The sequence below is a fragment of the Magnetospirillum fulvum MGU-K5 genome (assembly GCF_000442515.1).
Classification (GTDB): Bacteria; Pseudomonadota; Alphaproteobacteria; order Rhodospirillales; family Magnetospirillaceae; genus Phaeospirillum; species Phaeospirillum fulvum_B.
Window position 1 is genome coordinate 1 of record NZ_AQPH01000066.1, and the last position, 18,730, is coordinate 18,730.

General features: G+C 65.4%; 19 protein-coding genes. 10 read left to right on the plus strand and 9 right to left on the minus strand.

Features of this window, described 5'->3' with window-relative positions; translation table 11 throughout:
- Positions 1 to 291, minus strand: a 291-nt coding sequence (locus tag K678_RS13945) for an efflux RND transporter permease subunit (RefSeq protein ID WP_021133108.1), incomplete at its 3' end; no start/stop codon positions are given.
- 15 nt (positions 292 to 306) lie between these two features.
- Positions 307 to 1,482 carry an efflux RND transporter periplasmic adaptor subunit gene (locus tag K678_RS13950; protein WP_021133109.1) on the minus strand — a complete coding sequence of 392 codons (1,176 nt, stop codon included), beginning with the start codon at positions 1,480 to 1,482 and terminating at the stop codon, positions 307 to 309.
- 143 nt (positions 1,483 to 1,625) lie between these two features.
- On the opposite strand from K678_RS13950, the gene K678_RS13955 reads away from it, so the two are divergent.
- The gene (locus K678_RS13955; RefSeq protein ID WP_039853285.1) at positions 1,626 to 2,285 is read left to right on the plus strand and encodes a TetR/AcrR family transcriptional regulator; all 660 of its coding nucleotides are present in this window, start codon (positions 1,626 to 1,628) and stop codon (positions 2,283 to 2,285) included.
- Between the two features lie 24 nt (positions 2,286 to 2,309).
- Here K678_RS13955 and K678_RS13960 read toward each other — a convergent pair whose 3' ends face one another.
- From K678_RS13960 to K678_RS13970, 3 genes are all read right to left on the minus strand, one after another.
- Positions 2,310 to 4,283: a methyl-accepting chemotaxis protein gene (locus K678_RS13960; protein WP_021133111.1), complete on the minus strand. Its 1,974-nt coding sequence runs from the start codon at positions 4,281 to 4,283 to the stop codon at positions 2,310 to 2,312.
- Between the two features lie 40 nt (positions 4,284 to 4,323).
- Positions 4,324 to 6,003, minus strand: coding sequence for a methyl-accepting chemotaxis protein (locus tag K678_RS13965; protein ID WP_021133112.1), 1,680 nt, complete (start codon positions 6,001 to 6,003; stop codon positions 4,324 to 4,326).
- Positions 6,004 to 6,078: 75 nt separating this feature from the next.
- Positions 6,079 to 7,068 (minus strand): mitochondrial fission ELM1 family protein, encoded by a 990-nt coding sequence (locus tag K678_RS13970; protein ID WP_021133113.1) that lies wholly within the window; start codon positions 7,066 to 7,068, stop codon positions 6,079 to 6,081.
- Between the two features lie 155 nt (positions 7,069 to 7,223).
- On the opposite strand from K678_RS13970, the gene K678_RS13975 reads away from it, so the two are divergent.
- From K678_RS13975 to K678_RS13985, 3 genes are all read left to right on the plus strand, one after another.
- The gene (locus K678_RS13975) at positions 7,224 to 7,769 is read left to right on the plus strand and encodes a hypothetical protein (protein ID WP_021133114.1); all 546 of its coding nucleotides are present in this window, start codon (positions 7,224 to 7,226) and stop codon (positions 7,767 to 7,769) included.
- A 141-nt stretch (positions 7,770 to 7,910) separates the two neighbouring features.
- Entirely contained in the window at positions 7,911 to 8,591 is a 681-nt protein-coding gene (gene radC / locus K678_RS13980; RefSeq protein WP_021133115.1) for a RadC family protein, read from the plus strand.
- A gap of 15 nt (positions 8,592 to 8,606) precedes the next feature.
- Complete coding sequence (locus K678_RS13985; RefSeq protein WP_021133116.1) at positions 8,607 to 8,990, plus strand: hypothetical protein; 384 nt, start codon at positions 8,607 to 8,609, stop codon at positions 8,988 to 8,990.
- A gap of 11 nt (positions 8,991 to 9,001) precedes the next feature.
- On the opposite strand, the gene truA is transcribed toward K678_RS13985, so the two are convergent.
- From truA to def, 3 genes are read right to left on the minus strand one after another with little or no spacing between them, the layout of a single operon-like run.
- Positions 9,002 to 9,784 (minus strand): tRNA pseudouridine(38-40) synthase TruA, encoded by a 783-nt coding sequence (truA, locus tag K678_RS13990; RefSeq protein WP_021133117.1) that lies wholly within the window; start codon positions 9,782 to 9,784, stop codon positions 9,002 to 9,004.
- Complete coding sequence (gene fmt, locus K678_RS13995; protein ID WP_021133118.1) at positions 9,784 to 10,698, minus strand: methionyl-tRNA formyltransferase; 915 nt, start codon at positions 10,696 to 10,698, stop codon at positions 9,784 to 9,786. Before fmt ends, truA begins: the two co-directional genes overlap by 1 nt.
- Positions 10,698 to 11,213, minus strand: coding sequence for a peptide deformylase (gene def / locus K678_RS14000; protein WP_021133119.1), 516 nt, complete (start codon positions 11,211 to 11,213; stop codon positions 10,698 to 10,700). Before def ends, fmt begins: the two co-directional genes overlap by 1 nt.
- Before the next feature lie 341 nt (positions 11,214 to 11,554).
- Here def and K678_RS14005 point away from each other — a divergent pair, with 341 nt between their 5' ends.
- The 5 genes from K678_RS14005 (at position 11,555) to K678_RS14025 (ending at position 16,610) form a co-directional block, all read left to right on the plus strand.
- Entirely contained in the window at positions 11,555 to 12,325 is a 771-nt protein-coding gene (locus K678_RS14005) for a 16S rRNA (uracil(1498)-N(3))-methyltransferase (protein WP_021133120.1), read from the plus strand.
- Positions 12,326 to 12,334: 9 nt separating this feature from the next.
- On the plus strand, positions 12,335 to 12,955 hold the full coding sequence (gene queE, locus K678_RS14010) for a 7-carboxy-7-deazaguanine synthase (RefSeq protein ID WP_021133121.1): 621 nt from the start codon (positions 12,335 to 12,337) through the stop codon (positions 12,953 to 12,955).
- A complete protein-coding gene (locus K678_RS14015) occupies positions 12,955 to 13,482 on the plus strand; it encodes a 6-carboxytetrahydropterin synthase (RefSeq protein ID WP_021133122.1) in 528 nt (175 codons plus the stop codon). The genes queE and K678_RS14015 overlap by 1 nt, the downstream gene beginning before the upstream one ends.
- 72 nt (positions 13,483 to 13,554) lie before the next feature.
- The gene (locus K678_RS14020) at positions 13,555 to 14,925 is read left to right on the plus strand and encodes an SEL1-like repeat protein (RefSeq protein ID WP_021133123.1); all 1,371 of its coding nucleotides are present in this window, start codon (positions 13,555 to 13,557) and stop codon (positions 14,923 to 14,925) included.
- Positions 14,922 to 16,610: a hypothetical protein gene (locus K678_RS14025; RefSeq protein WP_021133124.1), complete on the plus strand. Its 1,689-nt coding sequence runs from the start codon at positions 14,922 to 14,924 to the stop codon at positions 16,608 to 16,610. Before K678_RS14020 ends, K678_RS14025 begins: the two co-directional genes overlap by 4 nt.
- Positions 16,611 to 16,626: 16 nt before the next feature.
- On the opposite strand, the gene hpnI is transcribed toward K678_RS14025, so the two are convergent.
- A complete protein-coding gene (gene hpnI / locus K678_RS14030; protein ID WP_021133125.1) occupies positions 16,627 to 17,754 on the minus strand; it encodes a bacteriohopanetetrol glucosamine biosynthesis glycosyltransferase HpnI in 1,128 nt (375 codons plus the stop codon).
- Positions 17,755 to 17,895: 141 nt separating this feature from the next.
- Between hpnI and hpnA the strand changes: the two genes are divergently transcribed.
- Positions 17,896 to 18,730, plus strand: an 835-nt coding sequence (gene hpnA, locus K678_RS14035) for a hopanoid-associated sugar epimerase (protein ID WP_021133126.1), incomplete at its 3' end; no start/stop codon positions are given.

Sequence of the window (18,730 nt, forward strand, 5' to 3'; positions counted from 1 at the left end):
TTCGGGGTCGAAGGTCAGCGTGATCGCGACGTTACCGGCGGAATCGCTGGTCGAAGACATATAGCGAAGATGATCGAGACCGTTCATCTTCTGCTCGATCACCTGGGTGACGGTGTTTTCAACCGTCTGCGCCGACGCGCCGGGATAGGTCGCGGAAATCTGCACCGCCGGGGGGGCGATGCGGGGATATTGTTCGATCGGCAGGGCCAGGATCGACAATCCGCCCGCCACCATGATGATGATGGCGATGACCCATGCAAAGACGGGCCGGTCGATAAAGAAACGAGGCATGGGGGGACTCTCCGATCAGCGGGCGGCGGCGGAAGCCGCCGGGGCCGCCGGGGCCGTCTTGGCGGGAGCGACGCGGACCTCGGCACCGGGGCGGATCTTCTGCAATCCTTCGATCACCACCTGATCGCCCGCCGCCAGTCCGCTTTCGACAATCCAGGTGTCACCGACTGCCTGACTGACCTTGACCGGGCGCGGCGCGACCTTGTTGTCCGGGCCGATCACCCAGACCGAGGCGCTGCCGTCGGCACCGCGCACCAGCGCTTTTTGCGGGACCTGGATCGCCTGCTCTTTGACGCCCTGTTCGATGCGGGCGCGCACGAACAGACCGGGATAAAGGTCATGGCGCGGGTTGGGGAACACGGCGCGCAACTGGACCGCGCCGGTGGTCTGATCGACGGTGACCTCGGAGAATTCCAGCCGACCGGGCTGGTCATAGGGCTGAGACGTCCCGTCCAGGGTCAGGGTGACCGGGGCCGCCTTTGCTTCGGTGCCGTTGGGCGACATCGTGTGGCGCAGACGAATCAGTTCGGAGCTCGACTGGCTGACATCGACGAAGATCGGGTCAAGCTGGGTGATGGTGGCAAGGCTGGTGGTCTGGTTAGCGGTGACCAGTGCGCCTTCCGTGACGCTCGACTTGCCGATCCGGCCGCTGATCGGAGCGAACACCTTGGTGTAGCCCAGGTTGATCCGTGCCGTCTGCAATGCCGCGTCGGCCACCTGAATCTGCGCTTTGGCCTGATCGAGGCTGGCGATGGCGTCGTCGTAATCCTGGCGCGACACCGCGTTGATCCGGACCAGATCCTCGTAGCGGGACGCCTTGGCCTCAACCGATTTCAGCGAGGCGCGGGCCTTGACCAGATCGGCCTGGGCGCTGTTGACGGCGGCCTGATAGGTGGCGGGATCAATCTGGTAAAGCTGCTGGCCCGCCTTGACCTCGCTGCCTTCCTGGAACAATCGCTTCAAGACGATGCCGTTGACCTGGGGGCGGACCTCGGCAACGCGATAGGCGGTGGTCCGACCCGGCAACTCGGTCGTCAGCGCGACGCGGCTGGGTTCGACCGTGATGGCGACGACCTCAACCGGGCCGGTCGGACGGGGGCCGTTTGCCTGCTTTTTGTCGTCACACCCGGTGGTCACCAGAACGGCAAGAGCAAGGACGGCCAGGGTCGGAAATTTGGGGGGGAGGGGCATTGTCGGAATCCTTGACTTCGGCGGCGCCAGTCGGAGAAGGGGTGGACGGCGCTGCTCATGCAGTGTACCGTACCGTACAGTTTAGTTGCGATCAAGTCGCTTTCGACGGCTTATACGTAGGGAACAGGAGAGACAGGCTGACCATGACAAAGGCAAAGCCGCAGGGGCGAGGAATAGCCCGTCGCCAAGCCATGCTGGATGCCGCCCGGGAGCTGTTTCTCGAAAAAGGATTTGAGTGTACCAGCCTGTCCGATATCGTCGAGCGGTCCAAGGGGTCGCGCAGCACCCTTTACGATCAATTTGGCAGTAAAGATGGTCTTTTGCGCGCCCTGGTCGAAGACATCAGCTCGACGGTGTGGGAATTGCTGGGGGATGAACCCGGTCCCGGTACCTTTTGCGAAACCGGTCTGATCGAACTGGGCGGGCGGTTCGTCCGCGCCGCCCTGGCTCCCGACAATATCGCGATTTATCGGATTCTGGTGGCCGAGGGACACCGGGTTCCGGAAATCGCCGAATTGTTTTTCGATACCGGGCCGCGCACGTTGGAGCATCGCTTGGCCGAGCGTTTCCGTGCCGCCTTGCCCGCCCATGTCGAGGTTGGCTCGGCGGAGGCGATCGCGCAGATTTATCTGGGGGCGATGCTGGGTGATCTTCATGTCCGTCAGGTTCTCGGTCTGGTGCCGCATTGGAGCGACGAACAAATCGATTCTCACGTCCGCACCGCCGTAAAAATCTTTCTCGACGGCGTCGGGCGTCCGATCACCACGCCATCTTCCGCCTGCCCGCACCTCCCCGCCGGTTGAGCGGCCGGGAGGGGGCAGGGGCTGCTAGATCGAGCGGATGCCGCTCAGGAAATTATCGACTTCGCTGCGCAATTTGGTCGAGACCTCGCCCAGTTCCTGGGCGACCGAGTGCATCCGGTTGGCGAGATCGCCGGTTTGACTCGCCGCCCGCGACACTTCGATGATGCCACGGCTGACCTCGGCATTGCCGACGGCGGCTTCCTGAACATTGCGGGCGATTTCCTGGGTCGCGGCGGTCTGTTCCTCGACCGCCGAGGCGATTGAGGTGACGACGCCGTCCACCTGACCCACCACGTCGCGGACCCGCAGGATCGAATCGGCGGCCTGATGGGTGTTGTTCTGGACCCCGGCGATCTGACTCTGAATCTCGGCAGTGGCGCGGGCGGTCTGGGTTGACAGCACCTTGACCTCGCCCGCGACGACGGCAAAGCCTTTGCCCGCTTCACCGGCGCGCGCCGCTTCGATGGTGGCATTCAGCGCCAACAGGTTGGTCTGACCGGCGATGTCCTCGATCATCAGGACGATTTCGCCGATCCGGTTGGCGGCCTGTTGCAGATCGTCGACGCGACGGGTCGCCTCGGCGGTGTGTTCGACCGCCAATTGCGAAATCCGGGTGGTGTCCTGGACCCGGCGGCTGATTTCCGAGGTGGACGAGCCCAATTCCTCGGTCGCCGACGCCACGGTCTGGACGTTGGCAGTGGATTCCTCGGCGGCGTGGGCCACCGCCGCGCTTTGGGTGCCGGTCTGGCTGGCGGCGGCGTTCAGTTCGGTCGAGGCATTGGCGACCTGATCAACCACGGTGGACACCCCGATCATCACCTGGGTGACCGCCTGATCGAACCGGCTGGTCAATTGGTCGCGGCGCTGGGCGCGGTCAAGCTCGCGTTGGCGGTTCTGCTCGGCCTCGCGCTGGAGCCGTTCTGTCTCGGCCAGTTCTCGGCGGAACACTTCAAGCGAGCGGGCCATCTCGCCGATCTCGTCGCGGCGGGTTTGGTGCGCGATGTCAAGGTCGCGGGCCCCGTCGGCCATCTGATTCATCGCGGCGGTGGTGGCGAGCAGAGGCATGGTGATCGAGCGGCCAATCCAGCGCGTCGCGATCAGGAACAGTGCGGCCAGGGCCAGGCTGAACCCCCAGGTGATTACGGTGGCGCGGGTGGTGGTGAGGGCGACGCTTTCGCGGGCTTCGTCGCGTTCCTTACCGGCCCGTTCTCCCAATTGGTCGAAGCGGTCGCCGAAGCTGGCATAGCTTTCACTGAGAGCTTTGCGGGCGGCCTCGGTTTCCTGGTCGATCGCGACATAGGCGGTGACGGTTGCCAGATAATTCTGGGCATCCTGGCGCAGGGTGGCGCGCTGGGTCTCGCCGAGGCTGCTGCGGTCGAGCGCGGCGAGGAAAGCCCGCTGGGCCGCCGCGACCTTATCCAGATATTCGCTGCGGTGGCGCAGCAGGAAATCCTTCTCGCCCCGGCGCATCGTCAGCAGATGGACCATCAACGCCGGATCGGAACTGTTGGCGGACAGGCTGGTTTCGATCGCGTGGGCGGCGTTGCGCAGTTCCTTTTCCAGCCCCTTTTCCTCGGTCAGGCCAAGCTTGACCAGATTGTCGGCCAAGGTGCGCAAGGCGATGCGGTACCGTTCGATCCCGGTCTCGATCGCGGCGAGGTCGGCGCGGAAGATTTCGGCGTGCGGCTCGCTGGCCATCTGCTTGGTCCAATCGGTTGCCTGAGTGGCCGCCGCCAACGCCGCGTCGGCGTATTTCGGGTCCTTGCGCAGCAGGAAGTCCTTTTCCGCCCGGCGCATTTCCAGGGCGATGATGCGCAAATCCCGGCTTTGACCGAACAAAAGATTATGCGCCTCTTCCTCGGATTTTTCGGTGGCGATAATCGATTGGGACCAAGTCTGGATCAAAAGAAGGAGAAGCAAAGCCGACAGACCCAGAACGGCAAGGGTAGCGACCCGAGCGGCCAGGGACTGAGATGGGTCTAATCTACGTGGCAGCATGAGTCTGACTCCTGTCGAGGTCTGGAGGCAATGTCCTATTTTACTCCTCTTTACATCGTATCTCCGCCAGGAAACGTTCGACTTCTCCTTCAAGCGATCGGCTGTGTGACTTCAGGCTTTCCGCGATGGTAAAGACGTCTCTGGCCATCCGCCCGGTTTCGGCCGCAGCCTGAGCGACTTCGGAGACGCTGGTCGTGACCTCGCGGACTCCCTGGCTGGCCGCTTCGACATTGCGGGCGATTTCGTTGGTCACCGTTCCTTGTTCCTCGACCGCCCCGGCAATCGAAGCCGAGAAGGAATCGATCCTGGTAATGGTGTCGGCGATGGCATGGATGGCTTCGACCGTGGCGCGGGTTCCGTCCTGAACCGCTGCAATCTGCTGGGCGATGTCCTCGGTGGCGTGAGCGGTCTGACCGGCCAGGGTCTTGACCTCGTGCGCGACGACGGCAAACCCTTTGCCCGCCTCTCCGGCCCGGGCGCTTTCAATCGTGGCATTCAGGGCCAGCATGTTGGTCTGACTGGCGATGCCGTTGATCAGGCTGATGACCTCGCCGATCCGGGTGGTGGACGAGGACAGCCCCTCGACCTTGCGGTTGGTCTCGGCGGCTTCGGCCACCGCGGCACGGGCGATCGCGGTCGATTGTTCGACCTGACGGGCGATTTCGCGGATCGAGGCCGACAATTCCTGTCCCGCCGCCGCCACCGATTCGACATTGGCCGAGGCGGTATCGCTGGCCGATGCCAACGCGGCACCTTGCTTGCCGGTATGGTCGGCATTGGCGGACAGATCGTCGGCGGCGCGGTGAAGATGGTCGGTCAAGGTGCCGATTTCGGCGACGAGGCGGTGAACCCGCTGCTCCATCCCGTCGGCCAGAGCCGCCATATCGGCCTGACGCTGCTGCTGGCTCCGTTCTTCCTGAAGGACTTGTTCGCGATTCAGCCGTTCGTTTTCGGCGATGTTGGCGCGAAACACTTCCAGCGTCCTTGCCATGTCGCCGATATCGTCCGGCCGGTCGGTGTAAGGGAGGGCGGTGTCGATCCGTCCCTTCGCGACGTCGCCCATCGCGGAGGTGATCTTGCGCAAGGGGCGGACGATCGTGTTGCGAGCCAGCAGCAGGCCCAGGCCCAGGCCCAGCGCGCCGCATCCGATCAGAATCACCAGGGTCCAGGTCTTGACCGCGTCGGCCGAGGCGAAGAACTGGCTGACCGGGATGCCGACATACAAGATTCCGATCACATCACCCTTATCGTCGCGGATCGGGTCGTAGCCGGTGACATAGGGGACGCCGAGGATATCGACGAAGCCGCGATAGGGCTCTTTGCGCTCGAACACGGATTCATAGGCGGCGTTGCGCGCCAGCTTGGTTCCCACCGCGCGGCTGCCGTCGCTTTTGCGCACATTGGTGGCGATCCGGGTGTCACCCATGAAGAGTGTCGCAGTGCCGCCAACCTGGGAGACGATCGCATCGACCAGCGCGGAATTATCGTTGAGGGGGGTGTCGCCCGCCAGCATCCGGCCATCAACGACGCGGATCGGACTGCCTTTTGCCCGCACGTCGTTCCATGCCACCCGCATGTTGGTGTCGATGGCGATGTAGGCATCTTGTTCGGCGTTGCGGTTGAGGACGGTCAAGGTCGCGCCCCCGACGGAAATTCCGATCAGAACAGTGTTGAGCAGGATCACCAGCCCAACTCGCAACGAAATCGTCAGACGAGGCATCTGTCCGGTCCCAGCTGAAAACAGGGTTGAACGCAATATATGACTTATGTCGTGTATTTTCCAGAGGGGCCAGACTCAAGTCTGGGGTGCGCTGGCGACATCCGGCAACCGGCGCAAGGCGGCGGCGATATCGCCTGCGGCATCAAGGCGGGGACGATCCCACGGCGACAGATCGGCGACGGACTCCAGCGGCCGCGCCAGCCCGCGCTGATATAATAAGGTGTGCAGCCGTTCGTGCTTGGGGGCAACCCAGCCCGGCGGCGACCAGATGAACACCGGGGCCGGGGCGGCGCAGGCTTCACAGCACATGCTGACCGAATCGCCGGTGACAATGACCGCGTCGGCCAGGGCCAGGAAGCCGAAATAGGGATTGTCGCCCGGTTGACCATAAAGATGCAGCCAGCGCGGTTCGGGCAGAGCGGCGGCCAGCACCTGGGATTGCGCCGCCCCGGTGCGGCGGCTGGTGGTCAGCAGCACCGATCCGTGCGCGGCGGCGGCCAGGGCGGCGACGCGACGGCCCAAATCCTCGGCCATGTCGACCGGGAACGGCCGCTGTCGGGTGGCGCCGCCGACGATCACCGCAATCCAGGGACGGGGCAGGGCAGCAAAGGCGGGTTCCCACCGTTTGGCTTCCTCGGTCAGTCGCGCCGGGCCGACCCGGTGTGGGGCACCGATGATTTCCAGCACATTGGCGGCGGGGCGGGGGCGGTCGTGGGCGGGGATCGCGATCAGGTCGAAATCGTCGCGGCCGGGTCCGCCGGGGTCCATGATCTGGACCAGCCGCGCCCCGCACTGCCGTTTGATCCAGCGTGCCACCGGGGCGGTGCGCCGTCCGGCCGCGATCACCAGCCGGGGCCAGGGCGGCACCAGTGCCGTGCGGGATTCCGCCTCGATCCCGATCAGTCCGGCACCGCGCAACAGGTTGGGCAGCTTGGCCCAGCGGTCATAGCGGATCGTCTTGACCGTGAAGGGAAGGGCCAGGGCCTCGGCGACGCCCAGCGCCTGGCTGACATTTCCGGCGCGGTCGTCGGCCAGAACCCAGACCGGAACCGACTCGTCCGACATCCCCTGTTCGCTCCGGCTTTGGGGTGGAGGGCAGCTACTTTGACGGATCGCGCGGGCATTGCAAGCGCTTCCTGCCCGGTCGGAATGAATGACTCGACTGGTCGGGTAAAGGTTGGTATATTTGAGTCGTTCAATTTCGCATGGAGCCCCCCGCCATGTTCGCCGACAACACACTGACCCCCAAGGAAGCCGTCCGGCTCTGTGCCCTCGGTACCCTCGCGTCCCGGCCGATGCGCTATAGCGAACTGGCTGGAACCGTTCGTCATTTCACCAGCCGAATGATGGGCCCTTCGCTTGAGCTGATGGGAACATCGATCGAGCTTCTGCGCTATGAAGGTCTGGTCGAGGCGCGTGACGGCGCCGGAATGGAAGACGACGCCCCGCTCGAAATCACCCGAGGCGGCCGCCGCGAACTGCATTCCCTGCTGACCGCCCGTCTGCGCCTAGGCAGCGATCTGTCGAAGCTGGTCGTCGCCTTGAAGATCCGCTTCCTCGATCTGCTTGAACCGGCCGAACGTCGCACCCAGGTCGATCTGTTGATCGAAGCGGTCGAGACCGAACTGGCCCGTCTGATCGATCTGCGTGGCAGCAGCGTTGACGAATGTGGCGAAGACAGCGCCCTGGTCGCCTGGCTCGATCACGACATCGCCCAGCTTGAAGATCGTCAGTCCTGGCTGGAAGCGTTCCTCGCCAAGCTGTGACCGGTTCGCCACCGGGGCATTTCCGCCCCCGGTGGCGGGATTTATGTCCCCCCGTCCATCCGTTCTAGTCCCCTGCTCCGGCCCTTCCCTTGGCCGGGTCCGTTTGGCATCCTTAAATTCCAGCAAAGGATGAGTAAGCGGATGGACGAAAACGGACTTGATCGCAAAGGGCACCGCGAACGTTTGCGGTGGCGTTTTCACGAAGCGCCGGAAGCTCTTCCCGATTACGAATTGCTAGAGATGCTGCTGGGCATCGCCATCCCCCAAAAAGATGTCAAACCGCTGGCCAAGGGGCTGATCAAGCGCTTCGGCAGCTTTGCCGACGTGCTGACCGCCTCGGCTGACGATCTGAAAACGATCGACGGGATCGGCGAGGTCGCCGCGACCGCGCTGAAAGTGGTGCGCGAAGCCGCGATTCGTCTCGCCCGCGCCCCGATCCTCAACAGCGTGGTGATCTCAAGCTGGGATTCGCTGCTGGATTACTGTCATACCGCGATGGCGACGTTGCCGATGGAACAGTTCCGCCTGTTGTTCCTCGACCGCAAGAACGTGCTGATCGCCGACGAGTTGCAGCAGACCGGTACCGTCGATCACACTCCGCTTTACCCGCGCGAGGTGGTTCGCCGCGCCCTGGCCCTTCATGCCAGCGCCCTGATCATGGTTCACAACCATCCCAGCGGCGACCCCAAGCCCTCGAAAGCCGATATCGAGATGACCCGCGCCGTGCGCGAGGCGCTGGGCGCGGTCGGCATCGCGCTTCACGATCATCTGGTGGTCGGGCGCAAGGGCCACGCCAGCTTCAAAGCCATGGGATTGCTATAACGGGGAGGGGGGAACATGGGGACCGTCAACGCATCACAGGAACCCGGCCGGGAAGAGATCGAGTCCGCTTTGGCCGAGGCAAGCCGGATCAAGCAGGACACGCTGTCGTTCATGCAGGCGGCGGAAAAGGCCGACAACGTCTTTATCCGCCGGAACGAGGGGAAGCCCGAGGGCTACACTGAAACCCCCTATGGGGCGGCTTTGGTTGGCGCGCGGGAGTCTGTCGATCGGCTGATGATCGTCATTTCGTCGCTGACCAGGCTTCAGCGCAGCCACGCCACGATGTTCGCCGCCGATTTTCGCGAATTGCTGCGCGAGATCGAGCGCGCCCGGGTCACGCTGGCCGGGTTGGGTACTCCGCCCGACAGCGAGGACGATGACGACGAGGAAGAGGATTAAGCCGCCTTCCGTCAGGCGATGCCGTCGTCCCGATGTTTCACCCATCCGGGCGGCTGGGGATAGACCACACCGGTCAGAATCAGCCCGGTGGCGGGGCAGGTCGGTCCGGCCTGGGCGCGGTCGCGCGCGTCCAGGATGCGGCTGACATCGTCCGCGGTCCACTTGCCGTCGCCGACCAGCTTCAGGGTGCCGACCATGTTGCGGACCTGATGATGGAGGAACGAGCGGGCTTCGGCGATGATATGAATTTCATCGCCGATCCGGGTGACGTCGAGCCGGTCGAGCGTTTTGTTCGGGCTGCGCGCCTGACAGCACCCGGCGCGGAAGCTGGTGAAATCGTGGTGGCCGAGCAGACGGGCCGCCGCCTCGGCCATCCGATCCGCATCCAGCGCGGCGGCAACCCACCAGACCCGGTTGCGATCAAGCGCGGGGGCCGAGCGGCGATTGAGAATGCGATAGAGATAAGACCGCCCGATCGCCGAGAAGCGGGCGTGAAAGCCCTGCTCGGCCTCTTCGGCGGCCAGGATCGCCACCGCGTTCGGCTTCAGGTGGAAGTTGATCGCATCGCGAACGGTATCGCCGGAATAGGCCCGGGGCAGGTCGAGATGGGCCACCTGCCCGGTGGCATGGACACCGGCATCGGTTCGACCGGCGGCATAGAGGGTGACCGCCTCGCCGCACAGCTTGGCGGCGGCGGCTTCAATCGCCCCCTGGACCGACAGGCCGTGATCCTGGCGTTGCCAACCATTATAGGACGAGCCGTCATACTCGATCAGCAGACGATAGCGCGGCATCAGTCCAGCACGGTCCCAACTGCGACGGGATTGCCGCGCAACATCTCGGTTGCTTCCATCGGGGCCTTGCCCGCCCGCTGCACCTTGATCGGGCGCAGGCTGCCCTCGCCGCAGGCGATGGTGAGGCCGCCGTCCAGCACGGTACCGGGCTGGCCCTGTCCGGTCGCGAGGGTCGCGGTCAGCACCTTGACCCGCTCGCCGCCGAGATCGAACCACACGCCGGGCCAGGGATTGAGCGCGCGAACCTGCCGCTCGATCTGACGGGCGGGCAGACGCCAGTCGATCCGGGCCTCGTCGCGGGTCAGCTTGGCGGCATAGACCGCGCCCTCGTCGGGCTGCGACTGGGCGACCAGGGTGCCGTCGTTCAGTTTCTCCACCGCTTCGACGATCATCCTTGCCCCCAGCTCGGCGAGACGGTCGTGCAGCCAGGGGGCGGTGACGTCGGGCGGCAGCGGCAGCGAGCGCATCAGCAGGATCGGGCCGGTATCCAGTCCGGCTTCCATCTGCATGATGGTGACGCCGCTGTCGGAATCACCCGCCAGGATCGCCCGCTGGATTGGCGCGGCCCCGCGCCAGCGCGGCAACAGCGAGGCATGGACGTTCAGACAGCCATGGCGCGGCGCATCAAGCACCGCCTGGGGCAGAATCAGGCCATAGGCGGCAACAACCGCGGCATCGGCCTTCAGCGCGGCAAAGGCGGCCTGCTCCTCGGCCGAGCGCAGCGTCAGCGGGGTGCGGACGGGCAGTCCCCGCGCGGCGGCGAAGGCGTGGACCGGCGAGGGCTGTTCCTTGTGACCGCGCCCGGCGGGGCGGGGGGGCTGGGAATAGACCGCGACGATCTCGTGCCCGGCCGACAGCAGCGAATCAAGGATCGCCACCGCGAAATCGGGCGTCCCCATGAACACCAGTTTCATCAGACGTCAGCCTCTTTGCGCAGCTTGACCATCTTGCGCAGGATCATGTGGCGCTTCAGCGAGGACAGGTGGTCGATGAACAGAACGCCGTCGAGATGGTCGATCTCGTGCTGGATCACGGTGGCGAGCAGACCGTCGGCATCAAGGTCGATCTTGGCGAAGGTCTCGTTGTGATAGCGGACCCGGACCTGACGCGGGCGGACCACCTTGGCGTAATTTTCCGGAACCGACAGGCACCCTTCCTCGTAGGTATTCTCTTCGTCCGACACCCAGATGATTTCGGGATTGATCATCCGGATCGGCTGGCGCTCGGCCTCGGTCTTGCCGATATCGATCACGACGATCCGCTCCGACACCCCGACCTGAGGCGCGGCAAGGCCGATCCCCGGTGCCTTGTACATCGTTTCGAGCATGTCGTTCATCAGGGTGATGACCCGTTCGTCGACCGCTTCGACCCGCCGGGCCTTTTGTTTAAGGATCGGATCGGGAGCGGTGAAGATGGGCAGAATGGCCATGGGGAAAGGTCTTTCGAGAAAAGCACGCCAGCTTCGGACATAAGCCCGACGCGCGCCAGCGTCAAGCATGGTCGTTCTGTGTCGCCCCCGTCCCGGCAATATAACCGGAGCGGAGCGACTGGCGCATTGAGCGCCCGCGCCTCGTGGCGCGAAGCCAAGCCGCCGGAGGCGGCGCCCGGCGCTTGAGGGCTCTTTATAACCGGAGCGGAGCTACTGGCGCATTGAGCGCCCGCGCCTCGTGGCGCGAAGCCAAGCCGCCGGAGGCGGCGCCCGGCGCTTGAGGGCTCTTTATAAGGACATTAAGTTGCCGCGAGAGGGTGCTTCGTCGTAGAACGGCGCTCATGACCGATACCTTGCCCCGTCCCCGCCAGCGTCTGTTCGTCGAAGTCCCGTTATCCGCCGGAAACGCGGTGGCGTTGGAGCGCGAGCAGACCCATTATCTTTCTTCCGTAATGCGTGCCGAGCCTGGCGAAACCGTGCTGCTGTTTAATGGCAGCGACGGCGAGTGGCTGGCACGGATCGACCGGCTGGGCCGTCCCGGCGGAATTCTGATCCCCGAACATCAGGTCCGGCCGCAATCGGCCGAACCCGAACCCCGCTTCGATCCGTGGCTGCTGGCCGCGCCGTTGAAGCGCGACCGCACCGATCTGGTGGCGGAAAAGGTCGCCGAACTGGGGGCGTCGTTGTTCTGGCCGGTCTTTACCCGCCGCACCGTCGCCAGCCGGGTCAATGGCGATCGCCTGCGCGCCCGGATGATCGAGGCGGCCGAGCAATGCGAACGGCTGACCTTGCCGTTGTTGAACGAAGCGGCCCCGCTGGACCGGGTACTGGCCAACTGGCCCGAAGGCCGGACCCTGTTGTTCCTTGATGAAACCGGCGGCGGCGAACCGCTGGCCGAGGTGGCGGCGGGTTGGAGTGCCGGGCCGGTGGCGCTGCTGGTCGGGCCGGAAGGCGGCTTCGCCCCCGAGGAGCGGGCGTTGCTGGTGTCGCGTCCGTTCGTGCGCCCGGTCGGGTTGGGGCCGCGCATCCTGCGGGCCGAGACCGCAACGATTGCCGCGCTGGCTCTGTGGCAGGCCCTGGCCGGCGACGGAGCCAGGCCGCCGCGCGGCTAAGGGCGGATCATGAGCTATATCGTTCACGAAATCTTTGCCTCGCTTCAGGGCGAGGGAATCCAGTCCGGCCGGGTCGCGGTGTTCCTGCGCTTTGCCGGGTGTAATCTGTGGAGTGGGCGCGAGGCCGACCGCGCCACCGCCCGCTGTCGCTTCTGCGATACCGATTTCGTCGGCGGTGAGCGCTTTGCCGATGCCGAAACGCTGGCCGATGCGGTCGCTGCGGCGTGGCCGGTCGCGGAAACCGCGCACCGTCTGGCGATTGTCACCGGCGGCGAGCCGGGGCTGCAACTGGACGAGGCGCTGATCGCGGCGCTGCATCGGCGCGGCTTTGCGATTGCGGTCGAGACCAACGGAACGGTGCCGCTGCCGCCCGGTCTCGATTGGATCTGCGTCAGCCCCAAGGCGGGCAACCGCCTTGTCGTGGTGCAGGGCAACGAGCTCAAGCTGGTTTTTCCCCAGGACGGAGCTGACCCGGCGGAGTTCGAGGCCCTGGCGTTCGATCACTTCCTGCTCCAGCCGATGGACGGCCCGGAGCAGCAGGCCAATACCGCCGCCGCATTGCAATACTGCCTGTCTCATCCGCGCTGGCGGCTGGGGCTGCAACTTCACAAGAGTCTGGGGCTTCGCTGATGTCCGTGTTTCATATTCGCCGCCGTATCGAGATCGATGCAGGCCACCGCATCGCCACCCACGGCTCGAAATGCCGCAATCTGCACGGCCATCGCTATGGGATCGAGGCCGAGTGCGCTGCCGACGCGCTCCATGACGGCGGCGAGCAGACCGACATGGCGATCGATTTCGCCTTCCTGAAAGAAGAGATGATGGCCCGGATCGACGCGACCTGCGATCACGGCCTGATCGTCGCCTTGAGCGACGTCGCCCTGCTTGACCTGTTCGCCCCGGACGGGCGCGACCCGGCCGAGTGGCGGGCCGGGCTGGCCGAGTCTGTCGCCCGCGACGGCGCGGCGCTGACCACCGAGACAAAGCTCGGCTCGAAGATTTATGTCGTGCCGTTCCATCCCACCGCCGAAGCGCTGGCTCGCCACTGGTTCGCGGTGCTGGAGGCGCCGGTGGTCACGCGTTCGGGTGGTGCGGCACGGTTGATCGCGCTTCGGGTGTGGGAAACCCCCAATTGCATGGCTGAATACGCTCCCTGACCGTCGTCCTCGTCTCGACAGGCGATTGCGGTTGCGTCATCTTGAAGGCTGTTCCCGTCGCGGAGGAGCAAGATGGCGCGCGAACCGGAAATCGTGACCCGCTATCGCCTGTTGGCGCAGGAGAACGATCCCGTCGCCCAATTCAAGCTGGGCGAGATTTACCGGCTGGGCTATCAGGTGCGCCGCGACGTCGATGAAGCGGTGATCTGGCTGGTCCGCTCGGCCCGCCAGGGAAATTCTGAAGCGGTCGCTCTGTTACGGCGGATGGAAGCCGACGGTGTCGATGTCACCCGCCGGGTCGAGGATTTGCCGCCGCCTGTCGCCGCTCCGCGTCGCCCCTCATCCCCACCCGCCGCTCCCCGGTCCCGTGCCGCTCCGGTCCGCCCCTCGGCCATCTCCGATCCGCTGCTCCTGCCCGGGCTCGAGGTCGAAACCGACCCACTCGCGGTCGGCGGGCCGGAACCGCTGCCCGATCTCGATCGCCTGCGCCGCTGCGCCGACCAGGACGATCTGGCCGCGCTGGTGGCGCTTGGCAATGCCTATCGCGAGGGAAAGGGCGTCACCGCCGATCCGGCCGAGGCGGCTCGGCTGTACGGTCTGGCTGCCGAGGGCGGCGATCTGGCCGGGCAATATTCGCTGGCGATGATGTACGATTTGGGCGAAGGACTCGCCCGCAACGATGCCCTGGCTCTGAAATGGTATCTGAAGGCGGCGCGGCAGGGCGATGCTGCTGCCCAATTCAATATCGGAAATATGATCCGGCAGGGGCGGGGGACCGCCGCCGATCCTGCCGTTGCGGCGAAATGGTTCGGTTTGGCCGCCGAGCAGGGCGACACCGCCGCTTTGTTCGCGCTGGGGGCGCTCTACGAAAGCGGAACCGGGGTGGAGCGCGATGAGGTTCGCGCGGTCGAATTGTACCGCGCCGCCGCCGAACGCGGCGGGGCCGAGGCGCAATTCAATCTGGCCAACATGCTGCGTCAGGGCCGGGGTGCCGAAGCCGATCCGGTCGAAGCGGCGATGATGTGCCGTCGTGCTGCCGAACAGGGGCTGGCGGCGGCACAGGTCAATTACGCCCTGATGCTGGCGTCGGGTCTGGGCGGCGAGGTTGATGAGGTCGCGGCGACCCATTGGCTGCATCGCGCTGCCGAGGCGGGCGAGCCGCGTGCCTGGTTGCCGCTGGCGATCCGGCTGGAGCGCGGGATCGGGACCGGGAACGATCTGGCCGCCGCATTAGGCTGGTATCGCCGCGCCGCCGAAGCGGGCGAGGCCCAGGCCTGCTACCATTACGGTCTGTTGCTGGCCACCGGCGAAGCGGGGCCGGTCGATCTCGATGCGGCGGAACGATGGCTGCGACAGGCGGCCCGGTCGGGCGTTCCGGCCCTGGCCGACGATGCCCGCCGCGCCGCCGACGCTCTGGCCGCCCGCGCCGGAGCCGGCTCATGAAGCCGTCCAAGACCTCCTACGAAATTCACGTCTTCGCCGACAAGCGTTGGGTGATTACCGAGATGGCCACCGACGAGGCGGCGGCCAAAGCCTTTGCCGACAATCTGCTCCAGACCGGCAACCATGCCGCGGTGCGGGTGATCCGCGATTTCGAGCGGCTGGACGGTACCCACGCCGAAACGGTGGTGCTGGAAAAGAAGGCACCGGAAAAGGCGCCGGGCGATCTGACCCTGGCCCCGATTACCGACGCACCGCTCTGCACCACGGTCGAGGAGGTCTATGGCCTGGAATCGCGGACCATGATCGGGCGGTTGCTGCGCAAATATCTCGACGAAATTGTGCTGACGCCGACCGAGTTACTCCACGATGCCAAGGAGATGAAGCGGTTTGGCGATCGCGGCAATCTGCTGTTCTCGGCAATCGACCGGGTGGCGGGGTTGCAGGCCCGCGCCGCTGGTGAGGCCGACCCCCGCGCACGTCGGGCCTTTCTGGAAACCACCTGGGAGACGCTGCAAAAGCGCGCCCGCGCGTTCGCGGCCACCAAGCCGAAACCTCCCGCCAGCTTTGCCGAGGCGGTGGCCCAATCCGCCGCCGATCCCGACCCGTCCTTCAGCCTGATGTCGCGGTTGACCCTGGCGTTGATGGAGCGGCGCAATTGGCAAGCGAAGCTCGAACAGGTGCTGGCCTGGGCCGACGAACCCGAAGCGCAGGCCGAGGTGATCGACGGGCTGCTGGCCGATCTCGTCGTTCCCGCCCAGATGGTGCAGGATCTGCTAGGGTTCCAACCCAATTTGGCGTCGGCGTTGGGGCAGATCGTCGATCTGGCCGAGGGGCTGGCTGAACCGGCGAAGTTCGCCCCGGACCTGTTTGCCGAGATGAACCGGCTGTTTGCCGAGGGGAGGTTGCCGCTTACCCGCGAGGCGTTGATGGCGCGCACCGTCCGCGAGATCGGTGGGGCGAATCCGCTGTCGCGCAACGATCCCGCCCAGGAATTCGAGATGTTCCACCGCTTGCTGCATCGGCTGGTCAATCGCGACCGCGTTGCCGGTGGGCCGCTGATGGCCGAGGCGTTGTTGCAGCGCGGTTCTCGGGTTCAGAATTCCGGTGGAGCCTCGGTGGTTGCCCTCGAATCGGTGCGGATGCTGCTGGGGGCGCTGTCCGATGGCTGTGTCCGGCTGCAATTTCTGCTGACGCTATGCGCCGCGCCGGTGGGAAGGTCGATCGGGACGGGACTGACCGAATTGCTGCGTTCGCATGTCACCCGCTCGGACCATATCGATCATTGGTGCCCGGTGCGCCATCCGCCGCGCGACCGGATGGCGGCGCTGAAACAGGCCAATCAGGCCCTGCTGACCTGCGAGGCGCTGGAGGAAGCGTTCCGCGCCGGGCTGGCGGCCCGGATCGACGCGGTGATGGTGCGCTATCTTCAATCGGAAGGGGTAATCGAGAAAATCGACAAGACCGACGACCCGCTGGCGATGCGGGCGATCCGGCTGGTCAAATTCTGCGGCTCGGGAGTGTTGATCCAGGGGCAATCGCTCGATATGGCCAAGGCCAGGGTGATCGAGCATCTGCGCCAGAAGCAGTTCGAGGAAAAGTTCCTGGCCAGCGTCCCCGACCCCGCCCAGGCGGAGAAGGCGCTGCGCGACTTCCACCGCCTTTTGGTCGAGTGCGGGTTCGGCTGACCAGGACTTTGTCCGGTTAATCCGCCGCCTTCATCCGCAGCCCGTCGCCGGTGACAAGGACGCGGTCGTCCCACCGCACCTTGCGCCCCAGCGGGGTCCGCACCCAGATCACGAAATTGACCAGTTCGCGCAGCGGAACCAGCCAGGGCCGGGCCGGGCACAGGCCAAAACGTTCCCGCAGCAGAAGATGCAACCGGATCCGCAACCAGACATGCAGCACGATCAGCGGCAGCGCGATCCACAACGGCCAGCCCAGCAGGGCCATCAGCAGCATCGGCCCGAGCGGGCTCATGAAGATCGATAGGAAATGTTCGAATGGCCGGATCGCCCGGATCGCCCGGTTCCACCGCAACTCGTGCGAGATCAGGGCGGAAAAGCTCGGTTCGGCGACGACGGTCGCCACCAGTTCGGTAGACAGTCGGACCCGGAAGCCGTGACGATGCAATTCGTGTCCGAACACAAAATCCTGGGCTACAGCGTCGGCCATCGCCTCGAAGCCGCCGATTGCGGTCAGCGCCTTGCGGGTGACGGCGATCGCGGCGCCATAACAGATATCCATGTCGCGGCGGGCGAGATCGACCAGCACCGAGGGAATGAACCAGTCACAGTGGAATAGCGCGCCGACCTGGGAGGCGAGGTTGGGCTCGGGACTGCCGTAATAGAGCGAGGTGACCCCGCCGGCGGTCGGATCGGACAGCGGCTGGATGAACTTGCCCATGAAATCGGGCGGAATCTCGACATCGCTATCGATCATCGCCAGGATGTCGTGCTTCGCCGCCGGGTACATATTGGCCAGATTGGCGTTTTTCGGGTTGGACCCGGCGCGGCGGTCGTCAATTACCAAGGTGGTGTCGAGGGCCGGGAATTCGGCCTGAATCCGCTCGATCACCTTGCGGGCTGGATCGTCGGGGCTGTGCAGGCCGAACACGACCTGAAGCGTCGGATAATCCTGGGCACAGATCGAGCGCAGACATTCCGCCAGCCGGGGGGCCTCGCCATGGGCCGGGACCATCACCGTGACAGGCGGTCTCCAGTCAGAGACGGGAGCGGGCGGCAGGCCACGGTTGACATGACGGAACGCCAGACCGAGATAGGCAAACCCTCCAGCGGCCAATGCGCCGCCGATCAGACTTGATGCCAGCATTGATCTTAAAAATCCCTTATTACGTGTAGACGTTTTCCGCGCAGCTTTAAAGAAACTGTGGCGGATGCCAACACAAAAGATGTAACTAACCACCCGAACGACCGGGCGGAACATCGCTCGGGCGCGATGGATTGTCTGCGCATGAATAGTATCTGTCTTGTCACCGGGGCAACCGGTTTTGTCGGTTCGGCGATTGTCCGGGCGCTGCTGGCGCGCGGTCAGGCGGTGCGGGTTCTGGCCCGTCCCGGCTCGGATCGCCGCAATCTGGCTGGCCTCGACATCGAGCTGGCCGAGGGAAGTCTGGAAGATGCCGCCTCGCTGCGGCGCGCCGTCGCAGGCTGCGACCGACTGTACCACGCCGCCGCCGATTACCGTCTGTGGGTTCCCGACGAAGCGGCGATGATGCGCGCCAATGTCGATGGAACGCGGGCGCTGATGCAGGCCGCCCTGGCCGAAGGGGTCGGGCGGATCGTCTATACCAGTTCGGTCGCGACGCTGGGCCATGCCCCCGGCGGTGTGTCGGACGAAACGACGCCCAGCACGGTCGCCGACATGGTCGGCCCCTACAAGCGGTCGAAGTTCCTGGCCGAGGCCGAGGTCCGCCGGATGGCTGCCGAAGAGGCGCTGCCGGTGGTGATCGTCAATCCCTCGACCCCGATCGGGCCGGGCGACGTCAAGCCGACGCCCACCGGGCGGATGATCGTCGAGGCGGCCTCGGGCCGGATGCCCGCTTATATCGATACCGGCCTGAACCTCGTCCATGTCGAGGACGTCGCCCAAGGCCACCTGCTGGCGATGGAGAAGGGCCGGATCGGCGAGCGCTATATCCTGGGCGGCGAGGATCTGCCGCTGGCCGAGATTCTCGCCCGGATCGCCCGGCTGACAGGACGGCGGCCGCCGTCGGTGCGTCTGCCCCGTTTGCCGCTGTTTCCGCTCGCGGTCGCGGCCGAAGCGTGGTCTCGTCTGACCGGGGCCG